14 protein-coding genes are annotated in these 18458 nt (G+C 41.6%); 9 read left to right on the top strand and 5 right to left on the bottom strand.

Features of this window, described 5'->3' with window-relative positions; genetic code table 11:
- Window positions 1-218: 218 nt before the first annotated feature.
- The 8 genes from AB4128_RS12655 to panP all read left to right on the top strand — a co-directional run bounded on the left by AB4128_RS12655 (window position 219) and on the right by panP (window position 11914).
- Window positions 219-2225, top strand: a complete 2007-nt coding sequence (locus tag AB4128_RS12655) for an OmcA/MtrC family decaheme c-type cytochrome (RefSeq protein WP_372037882.1) — start codon at window positions 219-221, stop codon at window positions 2223-2225.
- A gap of 124 nt (window positions 2226-2349) precedes the next feature.
- Window positions 2350-3297 carry a DmsE family decaheme c-type cytochrome gene (locus AB4128_RS12650; protein ID WP_372037964.1) on the top strand — a complete coding sequence of 316 codons (948 nt, stop codon included), beginning with the start codon at window positions 2350-2352 and terminating at the stop codon, window positions 3295-3297.
- A gap of 12 nt (window positions 3298-3309) precedes the next feature.
- Window positions 3310-5397, top strand: a complete 2088-nt coding sequence (locus AB4128_RS12645; RefSeq protein WP_055023913.1) for an MtrB/PioB family decaheme-associated outer membrane protein — start codon at window positions 3310-3312, stop codon at window positions 5395-5397.
- Between the two features lie 176 nt (window positions 5398-5573).
- Entirely contained in the window at window positions 5574-6152 is a 579-nt protein-coding gene (locus AB4128_RS12640; protein ID WP_055023914.1) for a hypothetical protein, read from the top strand.
- A gap of 19 nt (window positions 6153-6171) precedes the next feature.
- Window positions 6172-7323 carry a sugar diacid recognition domain-containing protein gene (locus AB4128_RS12635; RefSeq protein ID WP_055023915.1) on the top strand — a complete coding sequence of 384 codons (1152 nt, stop codon included), beginning with the start codon at window positions 6172-6174 and terminating at the stop codon, window positions 7321-7323.
- 201 nt (window positions 7324-7524) lie between these two features.
- Window positions 7525-8883 carry a GntP family permease gene (locus AB4128_RS12630; protein ID WP_055023916.1) on the top strand — a complete coding sequence of 453 codons (1359 nt, stop codon included), beginning with the start codon at window positions 7525-7527 and terminating at the stop codon, window positions 8881-8883.
- Between the two features lie 63 nt (window positions 8884-8946).
- Window positions 8947-10131 carry a glycerate kinase gene (locus AB4128_RS12625; RefSeq protein WP_372037878.1) on the top strand — a complete coding sequence of 395 codons (1185 nt, stop codon included), beginning with the start codon at window positions 8947-8949 and terminating at the stop codon, window positions 10129-10131.
- Window positions 10132-10261: 130 nt separating this feature from the next.
- Window positions 10262-11914, top strand: a complete 1653-nt coding sequence (gene panP, locus AB4128_RS12620; RefSeq protein WP_372037876.1) for a pyridoxal-dependent aspartate 1-decarboxylase PanP — start codon at window positions 10262-10264, stop codon at window positions 11912-11914.
- An 87-nt stretch (window positions 11915-12001) separates the two neighbouring features.
- Here panP and secF read toward each other — a convergent pair whose 3' ends face one another.
- The 5 genes from secF to AB4128_RS12595 all read right to left on the bottom strand — a co-directional run bounded on the left by secF (window position 12002) and on the right by AB4128_RS12595 (window position 17245).
- Complete coding sequence (secF, locus tag AB4128_RS12615) at window positions 12002-12931, bottom strand: protein translocase subunit SecF (RefSeq protein WP_372037874.1); 930 nt, start codon at window positions 12929-12931, stop codon at window positions 12002-12004.
- On the bottom strand, window positions 12931-14721 hold the full coding sequence (secD, locus tag AB4128_RS12610) for a protein translocase subunit SecD (protein ID WP_372037963.1): 1791 nt from the start codon (window positions 14719-14721) through the stop codon (window positions 12931-12933). Before secD ends, secF begins: the two co-directional genes overlap by 1 nt.
- Before the next feature lie 140 nt (window positions 14722-14861).
- Window positions 14862-15350, bottom strand: coding sequence for a hypothetical protein (locus tag AB4128_RS12605; protein ID WP_055023920.1), 489 nt, complete (start codon window positions 15348-15350; stop codon window positions 14862-14864).
- Between the two features lie 182 nt (window positions 15351-15532).
- Window positions 15533-15877 carry a cupin domain-containing protein gene (locus AB4128_RS12600; protein WP_055023921.1) on the bottom strand — a complete coding sequence of 115 codons (345 nt, stop codon included), beginning with the start codon at window positions 15875-15877 and terminating at the stop codon, window positions 15533-15535.
- A gap of 576 nt (window positions 15878-16453) precedes the next feature.
- Window positions 16454-17245 (bottom strand): MBL fold metallo-hydrolase, encoded by a 792-nt coding sequence (locus tag AB4128_RS12595; protein ID WP_055023922.1) that lies wholly within the window; start codon window positions 17243-17245, stop codon window positions 16454-16456.
- 114 nt (window positions 17246-17359) lie between these two features.
- On the opposite strand from AB4128_RS12595, the gene AB4128_RS12590 reads away from it, so the two are divergent.
- A complete protein-coding gene (locus tag AB4128_RS12590; protein WP_372037871.1) occupies window positions 17360-18325 on the top strand; it encodes a GlxA family transcriptional regulator in 966 nt (321 codons plus the stop codon).
- Window positions 18326-18458 lie beyond the last annotated feature (133 nt).

Raw genomic sequence — 18458 nt, 5'->3', positions numbered from 1 at the left:
AAGCGAGTTAGAACGACAAATATTATACCTCTTTATAAATAGACCGATCTGCTTCACAGTATCAGTCTAGATTTAAAGATTTTTATCTTGTTGTGGATTAACCTTGTAAGTGATGAATTTAAAACCCAAAAAGCTGAATTGACTCAAAAGACTATGTATCTAGGCACTAAATAAGCCAAGTCAAATTTAAGCAATGTCTTAATACGCAGGGACAAATGATGAACAAAAAAAATTCAAAAATAGCACTAATGCTTGTAGCAAGTGCCGTCAGCGTAGCCTTAACAGGCTGTGGCAGTGACGGTGATGATGGTAAAGATGGCAACCCTGGTCTTCCTGGTGGAACACCAGCAGAAGCAATTGAGCAGCTTAATTTAGAAGTGCTGTCAGTGACTTATGCCGACAATATCCCTACAGTTAAAGTTTATGCGACTAATGAAGATGATGAAGCAGTAGTCGGATTAAAAGACTTTTCAATTGAAAATGCAGCTCAGCTTATCCCTGCAGGCGCTAGCGGCGCAGGAAACAGCGCGAACTGGCAGAAGCTTGGCTCAACCTCTACTTTTGTTGATAACAAAAATGGTAGCTACGACTTCACTTTCGAAAGCTTCGATACAGATACATTCAATTCAGAATTAACTCAACGTTTTAATGTTGTTGCTGAAGCTTCAACGTTATTAGACGGTGTTACAGAAGTACCGGTCAGTGAAATTGTTGCTGATTTCGACGGTGAAGGTTACGAAGCGCTATACACTAAAAATATCGTATCTCACGAAGCGTGTGCAGCATGTCACGCTGAAGGCGAGAAGATTTACCACAAAGCCACTACGGTTGAAACGTGTATTACTTGTCATACCCAAGAATGGGCAGATGGCCGCGGTAAACCTGAAGTGGCATTCGCTCACTTAGTTCATAATGTTCATAACTCAAACAAAGTGTGGGGCCGTAATGATTATACTGCCGAAACTGCACACGCTATCGTTCAAGACAACTGTCAAAGCTGTCACATTGAATCAGAAGAGTTAACTGAATGGGGTAACTGGACACGTATTCCAACAATGGAAACTTGTACAAGTTGTCACACGAACATTGACTTCAAAGCGGGTGAAGGTCATTCACAACAGTCTGATAACTCAAACTGTATCGCATGTCATAACGCTAGCTGGACAGAAGAGATTCACACTGGCGATTTCGTACAGAAAAAAGCCTTCATTGATATGTACGGCATGACATCTTCATTAATCGTTAATTCAGACAAAACAGCCACACTGTCTGTCACGATTACTGACGCTGCGGGTACTGCAATTGATGCATCAACTCTCGTAAGCAAAATCCAACGTATTGAGACTATCACTAACGTGGGTCCAAACTTCCCAATCATGGGTTACAACGCAAGCCCAGGAAACGGACAAGCAAAAGTCGCTTACGACTTGGTTAGAAATGGTGAATTAGGTGAAAATGTTTCTGTAGAAGCAGGTGCATTACAATACACCCTACCAGCCCTTCCGTTTGATGAGTACTCACCTGCTGGCATCCAAGATACTGACACTGCCTTTACTTTCGTTGGTTTGGAAATGTGTAACGACGGTACTGAGGCGGTTGATTGTGGCGAAGATATTACTACAACGAGTATGAAAGCAGACTTAGTATTTGGCACTTTCTCAGGCGAAGCTCCAAGCATGCGTCATACTGATTCAGTCGCCTTTAATACTTGTGAAAACTGTCACGGTGAAACATTTGAAATTCACAAAGGCTACCATGCAGGTTTTGTCATGACTGAACAATTAGGTCGCGAAAATGACGAAGGTGAAGTAGTTGTAGGTGTTGATGCTTGTGTGACTTGTCATACTCCAGACGGTACTTACGCTTCAGGTGGTAATCAAGGTGCACTTGAAATGAAACTTCATAGTGTTCATGGCGAGGAAGGTATCATCAGTGACTGTACTCAATGTCATAATGACTTCAACCTTGACGCATTCAAACTGAAAGGTGCATTAGCGACTTCAAGTTATCTGGGCGATGCTGGGTATGTTAACGATGGTTACACCACACCAATCACAGCCACTTGTGCTTCTTGTCATGGTTTCGATGAAATTAAAGCTCACGCAGAAGGCCAAGGCGCTGTTGTAAATGGTTCTTACGATGATGCCAATGCTTCAGCTCAACTTGAGTTCTGTATGGGATGTCATAAGCCAACTATCTTCGATCACACTGCGGTGAACATGTAATTGTAATATCAGGGAGAAGCTCGCTTCTCCCTTTTACAACTATAAATACATCTACATCATGGATAGATTGGGAAGCCTTACTATGAAAATTAAAATGAAATTAAACTCTATAATCCCAACCTTTATGGCAATTGCACTGCTATCTCTTGGGATGTCTCATTCGGCCTATGCGTCGAAATGGGATGCCAAAATGACACCTGAAGAAGTCGAAGCTGTATTAGACAAAAAGTTCGAAGAAGGGAGTTACTCACCAAAAGGGGCTGACTCTTGCTTAATGTGTCATAGACGCTCTGAAAAAGTGATGGACCTATTTAAAGGCGTTCACGGTGCAATTGACTCTTCAAAGAGTCCAATGGCAGGCCTTCAATGTGAAGCATGTCACGGCCCAATGGGTAAACATAACCGTGGTGGTAACGAACCAGTTATCGCTTTTGGCCCTGATTCTACCCTAGCGCCAGAGAAACAAAACAGTGTTTGTATGGGCTGTCACTTAGATGACGACCGTATGTCTTGGAATACCAGCCATCACGACAATGCTGATGTTGCTTGTGCTTCATGTCACAGCGTACATACAGCTAACGATCCTATTCTGTCTAAAAAGACTGAAATGGAAGTGTGTACAAGTTGTCATACCAAGCAAAAAACTGACATGAACAAACGATCTAGTCATCCAATGAAATGGAATCAAATGACATGTAGTGATTGTCATAATCCACATGGCAGCATGGCTGATTCAGACTTGGTTAAACCAAGTGTGAACGAAACCTGTTACTCATGTCACGCTGAAAAACGCGGCCCTAAACTATGGGAACATGCTCCAGTGACAGAAAATTGTGTCACTTGTCATAATCCACATGGCAGCGTAAACGAAGGAATGCTAAATACTCGTGCTCCACAACTATGTCAGCAATGTCATGCCAGCGATGGCCATGCTAGCAATGCATATTTAGGGAACACAGGTATGGGTTCTAATGTTGGTGATAATGCCTTTACTGGTGGCCGCAGTTGCTTAAATTGTCATAGCCAAGTACATGGTTCAAACCACCCTTCTGGCAAATTACTTCAGCGTTAAGGATGTACGACTATGAAATTTAAACTGAATATTATCACCTTAGCGTTAGTTGCCAATGCTGGATTTGCAATGGCAGCAGATGGTTACGGTGTCGGCAATGCCAATACAGATAAAGTTAAATTTGATAAATGGGTCTGTAAAGGTTGTGCTGTAGAAACGGGTGTTACTGGAAGTGTTGGCGTTGGCGTTGGTTATAACAGTGAAGATGATATTCACTCAGCTAATGCTTTTGGTAGTGACAATGAAATCGCGCCTAAATTAGATGCTGATGTTAATTACATCGGAGAATCGGGTTATAGAGCGAAAGTTGAAGCTACAGATCTTGGCTTAGATAATGGCCGTTTGGATGTAAATGTTGGTAAATTAGGCCAGTACAACTTCAACCTAAATTACCGCTCATTAGCCACTTACAGCTCAAACACTGTTATGTCTCCGTATCAAGGTATTGGTGGTTCAGACCTCACATTACCAGATAACTGGGTCACTGCAGGTTCAACTGACGGTATGTCAGAGCTATATAGTAGCCTTAACCCATTCGAGCTTTCACTGAAACGCGAACGTGCAGGCCTTGGTTTTGAATATCAAACTGAATCAATGTTAACCACTTACGTTAATTATCAACGTGAAGAAAAAACCGGCACTAAGACAGCTTCAGGTAGCTTCTTCAATCAGTCAATGATGATTGCAGAGCCTGTTGACTACACAACTGATACCATCAATGCTGGTATCAAATTTAGCGGTAAAAACTGGTTCACAAGCTTAAACTACGATGGCTCTATCTTTAAAAATGATAATGCTGAATTAAGCTACGATAATGCGTTTAATCCGACTTTTGGTGCTCAGACTCGTGGCTATATGGCACTTGATCCTGATAACGAATCACATATCGTGTCGCTGCTGGGTCAATACACTGAAAATGGTACTGCTGTTAGCGGTCGCTTGATGTTCGGTCAAATGAGCCAAGATCAAGACGTGGTAACGTCTGGTTATGGCTATAGTGTGCCAACTGAATCTGTTGATGCTAAAGTTGATTTAACCGGAATGACATTAAAAGCAGTCAGCCGCGTTAACCGCTCTGTTCGAGTATCGGGTAGTTACGACTACTCTGACCGTGAAAACAACACGAATATTGAAGAGTGGACTCAAATCAGCATTAATGATGTTAACGGCCAAGTCGCTTATAACACCCCTTATGATCAAACAACTCACCGTGCAAAAATTGGTGCTGACTATCGCATTAACCGTGGTATGAAGTTAGACGGTGGTGTTGATTATAAACGTGATGAGCGCAGTTACTCAGAGCGTGAAGTCACTGAAGAAAGCACTATTTGGGCTCGTTACCGCTTAAACAGTTTTGAAAACTGGGACATGTGGGTAAAAGGTAGTTTCGGAAGTCGAGATGGCTCTGATTACCAAGCTTCTGAATGGACCTCTTCAGAAAATAACGACTTACTACGTAAATATTATTTAGCAGATCGTGATCGTAGCATGGTTGAAGCTCGTGTTAGCCATACACCAATCGATGCATTAACAATTGATTTAGGTGTTCGTTACGCATTAGATGACTACACTGATACCGAGATTGGGTTAACTGAGTCAAAAGACACCAGTTACGACGTTAATGTAAACTACATGTTTAACAAAGACGTTATGCTAAATGCATTCTATAACCATCAGGTTATTGAGTCACAACAATCTGGCAGTAGCACGTTCTCTGGCCCTACTTGGCAAGCTGACATCGAAGACACCGTTGACGTTGTTGGTGCTAACCTAAGTTACAACAACTTAATGGATAGCCGTCTACGTTTAGGTCTAGATTACACTTACTCAGAATCAGACAGTAATACTCAAGTACGCCAAGGTGTGACTGGAGACTACGGTGATTACTTTGCAAAAGTGCATAACGTTAATTTATATGGTCAATACCAAGCTACTGAGAAAATGGCTTTACGTCTTGATTATAAAATTGAAAAGTACCTAGATAATGATGCAGCAAATGATATCGCTCCTGATAACATTTGGAATGTCATGACCTTTGGAAGCAACAGTCACGATTACACTGCTCACATGATTATGTTAAGCGTCAACTACAAGTTGTAAGCGATAACACGATTAAAAAAAGCCTGCTATTTAGCAGGCTTTTTTGTTTTATCTATTTACTTTTGTGCTCACATTCTCATTTAACGATAAATAACTCACGATTGCTAAATTAACAAAAGCTATTCTACTCATTGTTGATTAAAATCTAAGGAATGAGAACATATAGACACATTACCATGCTTAAAAAGTCCCTAATCATTTCGAGTTTGCCATTATTGTTATTGTCTGCACCAGCGTTTGCATCCACAACAACCATGGCCAACAACAGCTTATTGGTATTTATCGCACTTATGGCTTTTGTGACCATTAATGCCGTTGTGCAAACCTGCTGCTACTTTTCTGGCCAATATGTCCAGTCCAGCTTTAGCCATAAACATGTAACCGTTTCGGTTATTATTCCTCTCATTGCATTGATAGGTTTTATTAATCAATATCAGAGTTTTGCGCAGTTTATTCTCTACTTTGGCGTTGTATTACTATCGACTGGTGCTGCTTTAATACCTTTACCATTAACCAACAAACGCCCTCCTTCACGCTTTTCTGCATTGATTCTGCTTAGCGGTGCCATCATCATTTTGCCTTTAAGTATTATTGTGGCGCCGATTAGTCTATTTTCAATCGCGCTTTGCCACATTGCTTTGAAACAATCGCAAACACCACCTATTGCCAAATTTGCGACATTATTGACATTAATTACCAGTTACGGTTTATTGATTTACTGGTTATTTCAATTCGTTAATCAAATCGCAGCCTAATCCAATTTGTGAGTAACCCATGTATGTAATTGACAGTGCTATCGCCAATAAAATTGTAAACAGAACCATGAAAATCATTGGCCATAATATCAATGTGATGAATGCTCAAGGGGTTATTCTAGGATCGGGGACAAATGAGCGAATTGGCGCTGTCCATGAAGGTGCGTTATTGGCAATAAGCCAAAATCGTAATGTAGAAATTAATCAAGAGATTGCCCCAAGTTTACATGGGGTTAAATCAGGGCTAAATCTTCCCCTACATTATCAAGGGCAAATTGTCGGCGTGATAGGCATTACCGGCAACCCATCAGAGTTAGCTCAGTATGGCGAACTACTGAAAATGACAGCAGAAATGATTGTCGAACAAGCCAATCTACAAGATCAACTACAGTGGCAAAATAGACAAAAAGAAGAATTCATTTTGCAACTCATTCGCGCCGAAGAAAAGGACGTTGATCAGTTAACTCACTGGGGACATCAGCTTAGTATTGACGTAAAAGAAGAGCGTGTTGTCGCCATTATCGAAATTGAATCTGTAAACCAGCAGCAGGTTCATAATAACCAAGCACTAAAGCAAATGGTACATTTACTGCAGTATCCCGACAGAAATAACTTGATTGCAATGACTTCACTCAATCAATTAGTCATTTTGAAGCCTGCCTTTTTAGATGGGCGCCAATGGGATCCAGCGCTCGAAAGCCATCGTATCGATAAGTTATTGCAACGTATCCCCGCCAACATGGAGCTAAAGCTCAACATTGCTTTAGGGCATTTCTTCGGTGGTGTAGAAGGAATAGCAAAATCCTATCGAACCGCGAAAGAAACCCTTGCCATTGGCAAAAGTCTTAACCCAGAGAAAAATAAATACTTATATGAAGATTACGCACTGCAAGTCATCTTTACCGGGCTGAAACAACATTGGCGTGGTGACGCCCTAGCAGCACCTTATTTAAAACTCGTCCATGCAGACAAAAATGGCGTATTACAAAAAACCTTAGCGGTTTACATTCAACATATTGGCGATCATAAACGTTGTGCTGAAGTGCTGTTTATTCATCGCAACACATTGAGATATAGACTGGATAAAATTCAGCAAATAACTGGAACAAACTTACAAGAATTTCAGCATTTGCTTAATCTATATCTTGGGCAAATCATGTTTCAGGCCTAAACCATGATAGTTTTCTTCAGCTGAAACAATCAAAAGTCATCAAAATAACCGATCACAGCTCACAACCTGTGCACCTGCACAAACAAATACCCTGTATGCATATTAATTCTGTGAAATAGCACAAAGCAAATAGATATCATTTTTTCAATAATACGCCTACAAAAACAACATATCTTAATACCCTAAATAGAGTAGTTATCAATGAGCATGATCTTGATATTAATTGGCGTAATTGCATTTATTGTTATTGCGACATCTAAATTTAAATTACACCCTTTTTTAACACTAATTTTAGCTTCTTTTTTAGCAGCCTTTGCTTATGGTTTGCCAAGTGCAGACATTGCTAAAACTATCACCACAGGCTTTGGTGGCATATTAGGCTATATTGGCCTCGTTATCGTGCTAGGTACTATTATCGGTACTATTCTTGAAAAAAGCGGCGCTGCCATCACCATGGCTGACGTAGTCATTAAAGTGCTTGGAAAACGCTTTCCAACATTAACCATGTCCATTATTGGTTATATTGTCTCGATCCCAGTATTTTGTGATTCAGGTTTTGTCATTTTAAATTCATTAAAACAATCTATGGCAAACCGCATGAAGGTATCGAGTGTATCAATGAGCGTAGCTTTAGCTACAGGTTTATACGCAACTCATACTTTTGTGCCACCTACACCAGGTCCTATCGCTGCAGCCGGTAACCTCGGGCTAGAAAACCAGCTCGGGCTTGTAATTGCTGTCGGGGTGTTTATTGCCGCTATTGCCGCACTTGCCGGAACATTATGGGCAAACCGCTTCGCAAACGAGCAACCCGATGGCGAAGGTGCAGAAGAGCTTAATGACAAATTAGAAGATTATGAAGCGCTAAAAAGCAGTTATGGCGAACTGCCAAGCCCAGCTAAAGCCTTTGCACCAATCTTTGTGCCGATACTGCTGATTTGCTTAGGTTCAATAGCCAACTTCCCGTCGGCACCATTAGGTAAAGAGAGCTTATTTGATATTTTAATGTTCTTGGGCCAACCCGTTAATGCACTTATGATTGGTTTGTTGTTAGCCATTCCGCTACTAAAAAGCACTGATAAAGTGAAAGAGTTCAGCGAACGTATTAGCCAAGGCTTAGTCGTAGCCGCTCCTATTTTGTTAATTACTGGTGCAGGCGGTGCTTTCGGCGCCGTTCTTAAAGCCACTGAAATTGGTACATACCTTGGCAGTAGCTTATCGGCACTTGGTGTCGGTATTTTCATGCCATTCATTGTCGCTGCAGCACTTAAATCAGCACAAGGCTCATCGACTGTTGCCTTGGTTGCTACTTCAGCGCTTGTCGCTCCGTTATTAGGCGATATTGGCTTAGCGAGTGATATGGGACGAGTACTCACAGTGATGGCGATTGGTGCAGGTGCAATGACAGTGTCACATGCTAACGACAGCTTTTTCTGGGTTGTTACGCAATTTAGCCGCATGAGTGTTAAACAAGCTTATCGAGCACAAACAATGGCAACTCTAGTACAAGGTCTTACCGCAATGACCCTAGTGTACCTACTCAGCCTCGTTCTTCTATAAATACCCTTTCGTCCCGCTCAGCTCTTTGCTGAGTGGGGCTTTCTAAAACCTAAGAGAATTGTTATGAAAATAGTCATTGCCCCTGACTCATTCAAAGAGAGCCTTAGTGCATTAGGTGTTGCTAATGCAATAGAGGAAGGATTTAAACGAATTTTCCCTGATGCAGAATATTGTAAAGTACCAATGGCCGATGGCGGCGAAGGCACTGTACAAGCAATGGTTGACGCAACTAACGGGCAATTAGTGACTCTTCAGGTTACAGGGCCAGATGGTCAACCGGTATCAGCGCATTACGGTATCTTAGGGGCTGAGAATTCAGTAGAGGGGAGCGATAATCTCGCTCCCCAAAAACTGACAGCAGTCATCGAAATGGCAGAGGCTTCAGGGTTGCATCATATTAAACGCGATCACAGAAATCCGATGCTTACCACCAGCTACGGTACAGGTGAGTTGATCCGAGACGCGCTTGATCGTGGCATACGCCACATAATATTGGGACTAGGTGGCAGTGCGACCAATGACGGTGGTGCAGGTATGGCGCAAGCGCTTGGTTTTACCTTACTCACCAGCCAAGGTAATGCTATAACTTACGGCGCAGCAGGTTTAACCCAATTGGCAAGTATTAATACTGATGAGGTTCACCCGCTTTTGAGCAATTGCCAAATCGATGTGGCGTGTGATGTTGACAACCCGTTATGTGGCCCTAACGGCGCCTCGGCAATATTTGGCCCGCAAAAAGGGGCGACGCCTCAAATGGTAACAGAACTCGACAATGCCCTGAGACATTTTGCATCCATCGTTAACAACACCAGCCAGTTATCCTTAATTAACGATATAGACTTATTTCCTGGTGCTGGGGCAGCTGGCGGAATGGGATTTGGGGTAATGGCATTACTTGACGCTAAATTACAACCTGGGGTTGATATTGTCGTACAAGCCGTCAAATTAGCTGAAAAAATGGATAAGGCAAATCTTGTTATCACAGGTGAAGGCAGAATGGATAGTCAAACCCTCAGTGGTAAAACACCTATGGGCGTGATGCAACAGGCGATAAAACAAGATATCCCCGTGATTGGTATTGCTGGGTGTTTAGGTCAAGGTGCTGAGGATATTCTGGCTCAGGGCATGACAGCAATATTTCCAATCATTCCTTCGTTATCCCCACTGGATGATATTTTAGCCAATGCCCATAATAACTTGGTAAACACTGCTCAAAATATCGCCGCAAGCTTGAAACTATCAATATAAAAACGACCGTTTGAAGCAAAAACTTGCTGCCAAATAATCCTTGCAGTAAAGTTAGCCCTCATAATCGCCATGAAATCACCTTCAAAAAGAGTGATTCATGGCTGAAAAATAAAAATGATGGCACGATTAAATGACCACTAAGAACGACCGCAAAGCCCAAGCATCTGAAGATAGTCTATTACGTATTTTTACCGTACCAGAAGATGCAGAATCAACGTTAAGTATCATTGAACAAAAGCTCTCTGAAGATTTAGCGGGATTCTTGGGTAAAAGCATTGCTGCTTTAGAGAAACCTTTATCACTGATTGAACATGACTTCAGGACATTTCAGATCCCTGATGCCCCACGCTTTGTTTCTGATTATACTGATGAAATCATGCAAAACTTAGTCGCTCACTCAGTACATACCTCTGCCCCGAGCTTTATCGGTCATATGACATCGGCATTACCATATTTTGTACTGCCACTGTCTAAAATGATGGTTGGCCTGAATCAAAACTTGGTCAAAATTGAAACTTCAAAAGCTTTCACCCCGCTTGAACGCCAAGTCTTGGGCATGATGCACCACCTTATATTTGGCCAAAATGATTCGTTTTATGAACAGTGGATGCATAGTGCAAACTACTCTTTAGGCGCCTTTTGTTCTGGTGGAACCGTTGCCAATATCACCGCTCTGTGGATTGCACGCAACCAATTATTGAAAGCAGATGGAAATTTTAAAGGAATAAACCGTGAAGGTTTACCCAAGGCCTTAAAACATTTTGGTTTTGAGGACATCGCCATACTGGTATCTGAACGCGGCCATTACTCCATTGGAAAAACCGCTGATTTGTTAGGGATCGGTCGTGATAATATCATCAGTATTCCAACCACAGCTGACAATAAAGTTGATGTTACAAAAATGCGTCAAACAGCCAAACAGCTGGCCAGTGACAATATAAAAGTCATGGCAATTGTTGGCGTAGCGGGTACTACTGAAACAGGTAATATTGATCCCTTAGCTGAGCTTGCTGTGTTAGCACGAGAACTTGATTGTCACTTTCATGTGGACGCGGCGTGGGGCGGCGCAAGTTTATTATCAAACAAATATCGCTATTTGCTTGATGGTATAGAACAAGCTGACTCTGTCACAATCGATGCCCATAAACAAATGTACGTCCCTATGGGCGCGGGTATGGTGTTATTTAAAGATCCGGAACTTGCCAATGCCATAGCCCATCACGCTGAATATATTTTACGTGTCGGCTCTAAGGACTTAGGGAGTCAAACCCTTGAAGGCTCAAGACCAGGTATGGCTATGTTAGTCCATGCCTGTTTGCAAATTATTGGCGGTGACGGCTACGAAATTTTAATCAATAACAGCCTTGAAAAAGCCCGCTACTTTGCTGACTGTATTGTCGAACACAGAGACTTTGAACTTATTACTCACCCTGAATTGTGCATTTTAACCTATCGATTTGTACCGCACTCAGTACAACAAGCTATTGATGATGCCGTTGAACGGGGTGACGTTAAGTTTGTCACAACATGTAATGAACTTCTCGATGGCTTAACCCAATTCATTCAAAAGCATCAACGTGAACAAGGTAAATCATTCGTGTCACGTACACGGATAAAACCAGCCAAATATCTGCGTAAAGACACCACAGTATTTAGAGTTGTTTTAGCTAATCCGCTTACCACTGAAACCATATTAAAAGACGTGTTGGCGGAACAAAGCAATATTGCACAGCTTGATAAGCAGTATCTGCCACGCTTGCTAGAATTGTGTAAAGTTACCTAAATAAGATAGGTTACACTCCATTCGTCTTCATAAAAAACCAGCCAAACGGCTGGTTTTTTAAACGCTAAACATTAACGCCGTAATACCTTAAGTGTAGCCTTCTTCAACCTCTATTGGCCGCACAATATAATCACTCGCTTTTAAACCAAACCATTGTGGTAACGTTACTCCTAATGCCACAGATGAACAGGTTCCACAAACGATCCCGACGAATAATGCAACAGAGAAGCCTTGCAAGCTGTCGCCAGCCAAAAGCCAAAGGCTTGATACAGTGACTAATGTTGTCCCCGATGTGACTAAAGTTCTTGAAATCGTTGCTTTAACAGCGTCATCAATAATAGGAGCCGTCTTAGATTCAGGGCGCATTCTCATCAACTCCCTCACTCTATCAGCAATAATGATTGAGTCATTCAATGAGTAACCAAGCACCGCCAATAAGGCCGCCAATACCGTTAAGTTAAACTCCAATTGAAATAGAGAGAACACGCCCAATACGATAACAATATCCGTGATCAACGCCATTAAAGCACCTGATGCCAATCGCCAATCAAACCGCATACTCAAATACACCATAATTAATAATAAGCATGCAATGACCGCTAAGCCCCCCTGTTCAACCATTTCTTGTCCAACTTGTGGGCCAACAACACTGTTGCTGTATACTTGCACGGAATCACTGACTGGTAACAGCTGTTGCGTAATACTGAGATCGGGTAATTCATCATGGTTATAACGGATTGTCCACTGACCTGCTTGCGCGCCTTGAGTCACTTGCACATCTTGTTTAAGCACTTTATCTAAATGCGCTTTTAACTCACTACTTGCCACGGTTTGGTCAATCGCGACTTCAGCCACTACTCCACCAGTAAAATCGAGCCCCCAGTTAAACCCTTTAACGCCTATAATCGTCATTGAAACGACTAATAATATTAAAGATACCCCTGTCATAAAGCATCGTAATTGGGTCAATATTGATGTTGGCGCCGTTAAAGACAATCTCTCAATTAATTTTTTCATTATATTTTAACCATACGACGCTGATCGCGTCCCCAAATAAGATTAATGATGACTCTAGATAAAAAGATCCCAGTGAACATACTGGTTAGAAGACCTAATCCCAATGTAAGTGCAAAACCTTGAATAGGACCATTACCAATCGAATAGAGTGCGATAGCAACAATCATAGTGGTTAAATTAGCATCCCAAATGGAAGAGAAAGCGCTATCAAAGCCTGTGTTTATAGATTGAGCAAAACTGTAACCTTGTTTCATTTTGTCTCTAACACGCTCAAAAATAAGCACATTGGTATCAACGGCCATACCTACAGTAAGTACTAACCCTGCGATACCTGGCATAGTGAGTACTGCGCCAGGAATTAAAGCAATTAACCCCACTAACATGACTAAGTTAATGCACAATGCTGAATTAGCAACCCAACCTAAACGGCGATACCATAATGCGATAAACGTCAGTGTTAACCCCAAACCTAATGCTAAAGCAGCAAAGCCGTTCTTAACATTTTCAGCTCCAAGAGTTGGTCCTATGGTACGTTCTTCAACAATGGTGACAGGTGCAGTTAGCGAGCCTGCACTTAACAACAAGGCAAGTTGCTGTGCCTCAGCAAGATTTCCACTACCTGTGATCTGAAAACGACTACCTAACTGCGCTTGAATCGTTGCAACACTAATGACCTCACTGTTTTTAATGCTAGTACCATCTCGACCTTGTGTGTACTCGTTATAAACTGTTGCCATAGGCTGGCCAATGTTTGCCCGAGAATGATGGGACATTTTTCTCCCCCCTGCAGAATCGAGCACTAAATTCACTTCTGCCAGTCCCATCTCACCAATGCTAGCCCTTGCATCAATAATATGCTCACCACCGAAGATAGCGTTTCTATTGAGGTAAACAGGCTTACCATTTTCATCATCAATAACTAATGCACCGGGTGAGCGTTCACTGACTAAGCTATGAAATGATAATGATGCGGTTGCGCCAATAACGTCCTTAGCTGCAGCTGGGTCTTGTACGCCAGGTAATTCAATCCTTATTCTTGATTGACCTTGTCTTTGTACCGATGCTTCAGTAATCCCTAAATGTTCAATTCGACTGCGCATAATTTGTAAATTTTGTAGCACTGTAGATGCACGTAACGCGTCTCTTTCTTCTTCGGTTTGACTCAATATTAATTGATTATTACTGACTGCTCTTTGCCATTGCGGAAACTCTTCACGAGCAACTGAAATCGCCTTTTGTAAGCTTTCTGGCGACCTAAAACTTAAATAAACGCTATCATCGACATGGCGACCTGTTGAGCCTCTGACTTTAGCGCGAAACTCATCCATAACCACCTGCCGGTGGGCGTGATAAACAGGCTCCATATCCACATCAAGTAAGAATTGCACTCCACCACGTAAATCCAAACCTAACTTGATTGGCGCAAAGCCTAAGTTGGTTAGCCAATCAGGCGCTGAAGGTTCTATCGCTAGTGCAATAACTTCACCCTCAATGAGGTGCTGCTCCATAACATCTTTTGTTTTAGCTTGTTGATTATCATCTTGTAATACAATAATCGTTTGTCCATTCGTTTGATGGATAGCAGTTGTTGCTATATCGGCCTGAGTGAGATATTTCGACACAGCGAGAACATCAATAGTTTGGTTAGGGTGCTTAATATGTACTGAAGCCTGTTCGCCGTACCATGAAGGTAAAGCGCTTAAAAATAAAATCACGATGCTGACGCTCAGCACGATATATTTCCAAATCGCATTACGATTTAGAGGTTGGTGTTGTTTTTTGTTCACAATAAATTCTCTGACAATACAAAACACAAAGCACTGTTCGAGCTTATTGATAACGCATGGCATTCCTAAAAGGAGCTTCGCGGTTCAATAATCAAAAGCGCACGGTAAAGTTCCGATAAATATCGGATTTCAAGCCAAAGAAATTAAGCTAGACGTTGATGATTATGGCTATACAGACTATTGCCATCTTTCCAACCGGAAACACGGGATATTGCGGAGCTCAGCTGGCTGGTCCAGTGATTAACAAACTTGGGAGTTGAGATTGGAGCAATATAGCGATTAAAAATCATCGGTTCAAAAAAAGCGATGAGAAGGGAGTAATTGGGTTTTTCGCCGATACCTGCGCGGTTATCATGACTCACGACTCGGCGAAAATCATTGAGAAAATCAAAGCGCTCAATGTCACTGATAAGTGGCAAATCTTTTACAGGCTCAATGTGAGTTTGATTAAAGCTGGTTTCAAGCTCTGTGGGTAAAGCGACATCATTCACAATGGGATTAATATGGCTAACTTGATAACTTATTGAAGGCCCAGAAACGTGTAAAGCTGGGTTTCCCTCGGCAGCAATCATCGTGGAGAATAAACTCAACGATAAAAATAACACTATAAATGCTAAGCCACGGGTTATCACAATGCTATTCCTTAATGATGTAAAGCGATTATAGGCAATCACTTACAAGTTAACACTCAATTTTTAGAGTAATAAGACTCCCCCTCAGGACAAAGAATAAATAAACTATAAAAATCAGACAACTACATAAAGTTAATAATAATTAATAACAAGCGACTCATTCTACAAATAGTTTTATAAAGTTAACCTTGTTCTATCTTATCCCCATGACTTGGTGGCGTAGAGGTCACCGTGAATACCAACTCACTATTATGTTGATTACTTAATTGGTGGGCTTTACCAGCACCGACATGAATCCCTTGCAACGGATTAACAGTCAATACTTCACCTTCCACTTCTATCGTTGCTATACCCGATAAAACGAAAAAAAACTGCTCTGATTTCTGGTGAAAGTGTCGAGATTCAAAGCTACCTGGCGGCACACGCTCTTGGATAACGCTTAATTGCTTTGATTTCACCAGATGCCAACCATCACAATTATTTCCCCATATATAATGCTCTGCTAATTGCTGACTTATAACTGACAAACTTGCTCCTAGATAAGTTAGATAGTTCCTTAACGGTTTGAATAGTTACCCTAATCAATCAAGATACAAAATCCAACACATATGTGGCCATTTATAAAAAACGCAAAGCCCGTTAATTCCAATTTTTGAAAGCAAAAAGCCCGCTACAAAATAGCGGGCTATTCTAAATATGGCAGAGAAATAGGGATTTGAACCCTACATTGATGCGCTACAAACCTTTTAACTCTCTAATCAAACTCACTCAAATTCTAGAAAGCAAAAAGCCCGCTATTGCTAGCGGGCTCTTTCGATAAATATGGCAGAGAGATAGGGATTTGAACCCAAGGCTTCCGTATTAAATTCAAAATTAGTCGTTTAGTTTCAATTGTTTGCAACTAAACAATGTAAATAGAAGCTGCAATTGCTAACTATGATTGACTATATTTCTGAATGGCAAAAAAGTCAACATTCTTAATGATTAAACATGGTAATTCCATGCATAGAATTCTTAAAATTAGTTAAGTACTAACTCATTTATGGACAAAAATCATTTAGATTATTTACTTAAATCGAGAGTCATCGGATTAGTTCAGGTATCTAAAACTCCAAGGTCTCACCATCAGCAGGAATAAGGACTTTATCTGACAAACCGTTTTTATCAATTGCTTCTTTAAGAATTGGTCGAGTCACTGCACAGTGGTTTAGTGCCTCCATATGGTTCGCAATCACCTTGTTAGGGGAAAGACGGATAAACTCCATCACTTCATCAATAGACATCAATAACGGTTGACCAACGTCCATACGAGCACGACCTGCCGCGACTACTGTGATATCAGGTTTCAACTCAGTCAACGCTCGTTTTACATCATCGGTTAGAACTGTATCACCGCTAATGTAAATAGAAGGCTCATTGGGGAGCTCCAAGAAAAATCCAACACCATTAGCCATTACCTTGTGAATCCATCCATGGCCGTGCAAAGCCGGAACCGCGGTGAGCTTTCCGTCTAGAAAGTCGATAGTTTGCCAGTCTTCAATTCCCCAATTTACCGTTAAGTCGTATTTTTCTAGGTAAGCCTTATCTTTGGCTGGTGTCGCAACTGGGATATTACGACTTGTTAAAAACGTCTCACCTGCCGGATCTAGGTGATCTCCATGTTGTAATGCCTTGATACCAAGTGTTTGACTGTGAGTAATTAAGGTATGAGTAACCTTGTTTAGTAGCTCATCGGCATTACTTGGCATCTCAACGGTTGGATTTTTCGCGGCCTTAGCCTTAATGACTGAAAACGGAGGCATAGAGCCTTTTTTCCCCAACATAGGATCAATAAGGATAAATGTTTCGCCAGATTCAATGATAAAAGTTGCGCTACGTAGGTGGTGGATCTTCATAATGCCTCTCTAAACTCACTAACAAGTCATGTTCTCTATACGATTTAGTATGCTACTTTACGACTTCTTATGATACTGTCTTGAAAGTCAACGTTCGCGCAAATCGAGACACTCATGAACAAATCAAGCGAGTTAATTAAAATTACTATGATAGCCTTTGAAGGCATCAGTGCTTTTCATCTCTCTGTGCCCTGTCTGGTGTTTCAAGATATCTTTTTCGGTCAGCCGGTTCGGTTTAACTTGAGGATCTGTAGCGAAAACAGCTTACGGTTTGAAACAAGCTCTGGATTTGGTGTGGTGGTCGATAGCGATCTAAGTGCTACCCAAGAAGCCGATATTATAATTATTCCAAGCTGGCCAAATGACCTGCCAGAGCCAAGTGAGCGACTTCTAGAGGCGTTAATAGATCATCATGATAAAGGGAAGTTGCTGGTAGGGCTCTGCCTTGGTTCTTATGTTCTCGCGTGTGCTGGCGTTCTCGATGGCAAACGAGCCACAAGCCACTGGGCATTTACCGAACAATTTCAGCAGCAATTTCCTAAGGTGAATTTTGACCCAAACCCTCTATTTGTTGAACATGAGACTATCATCACCTCTGCTGGAGTAGCAGCTTCACTCGATTGCTGTCTGCACATAGTGCGCCGTTTGTGTGGTAGTGAGCTTGCGAATGATCTCGCTCGTAAGATGGTGACTGCACCATCTCGTAATGGTGGGCAGCAACAATACATACCAGCACCAGTCAACATAAAACCCCTCACAGAGACAAGTATTAACCTTGTGATTGAGCAGGTTGAGCAGAGTCTCAATCAGTCTCATTCACTAGATGAACTCGCTGAGCGCTGTGCGATGAGTAAACGTACCTTTACACGCCAGTTTAAATCCACCTATGGTTGTACATTTGGTGAATGGCTGCAAAATCGACGTTTGGTGTTTAGCCAACGTCTATTAGAAACCACGAAACTATCGATACCTCAAATTGCAGAGCAAGCGGGTTTTGGCTCTGACAGTGTATTTAGAAAGCACTTTAAATCTGCTTTTCATGTATCGCCGGTTCAGTGGCGCACGACTTTCAAGCAATAGAACTCATTTCATTGAGGGCATTTTTGCGTTACATGCTACCGCCAGCATACCTTTGGACAAAAATGAGTTACGAAAAGTTAAATATTAGCAACTCATGAATAACTACAAGTATGGCAAGTCTAGTCGCATGATA

The sequence above is a fragment of the Shewanella sp. 10N.286.52.A9 genome (genome assembly GCF_041468985.1).
GTDB classification, from domain to species: Bacteria; Pseudomonadota; Gammaproteobacteria; order Enterobacterales; family Shewanellaceae; genus Shewanella; species Shewanella japonica.
This window is presented reverse-complemented; position numbering and strand designations above follow the sequence as displayed.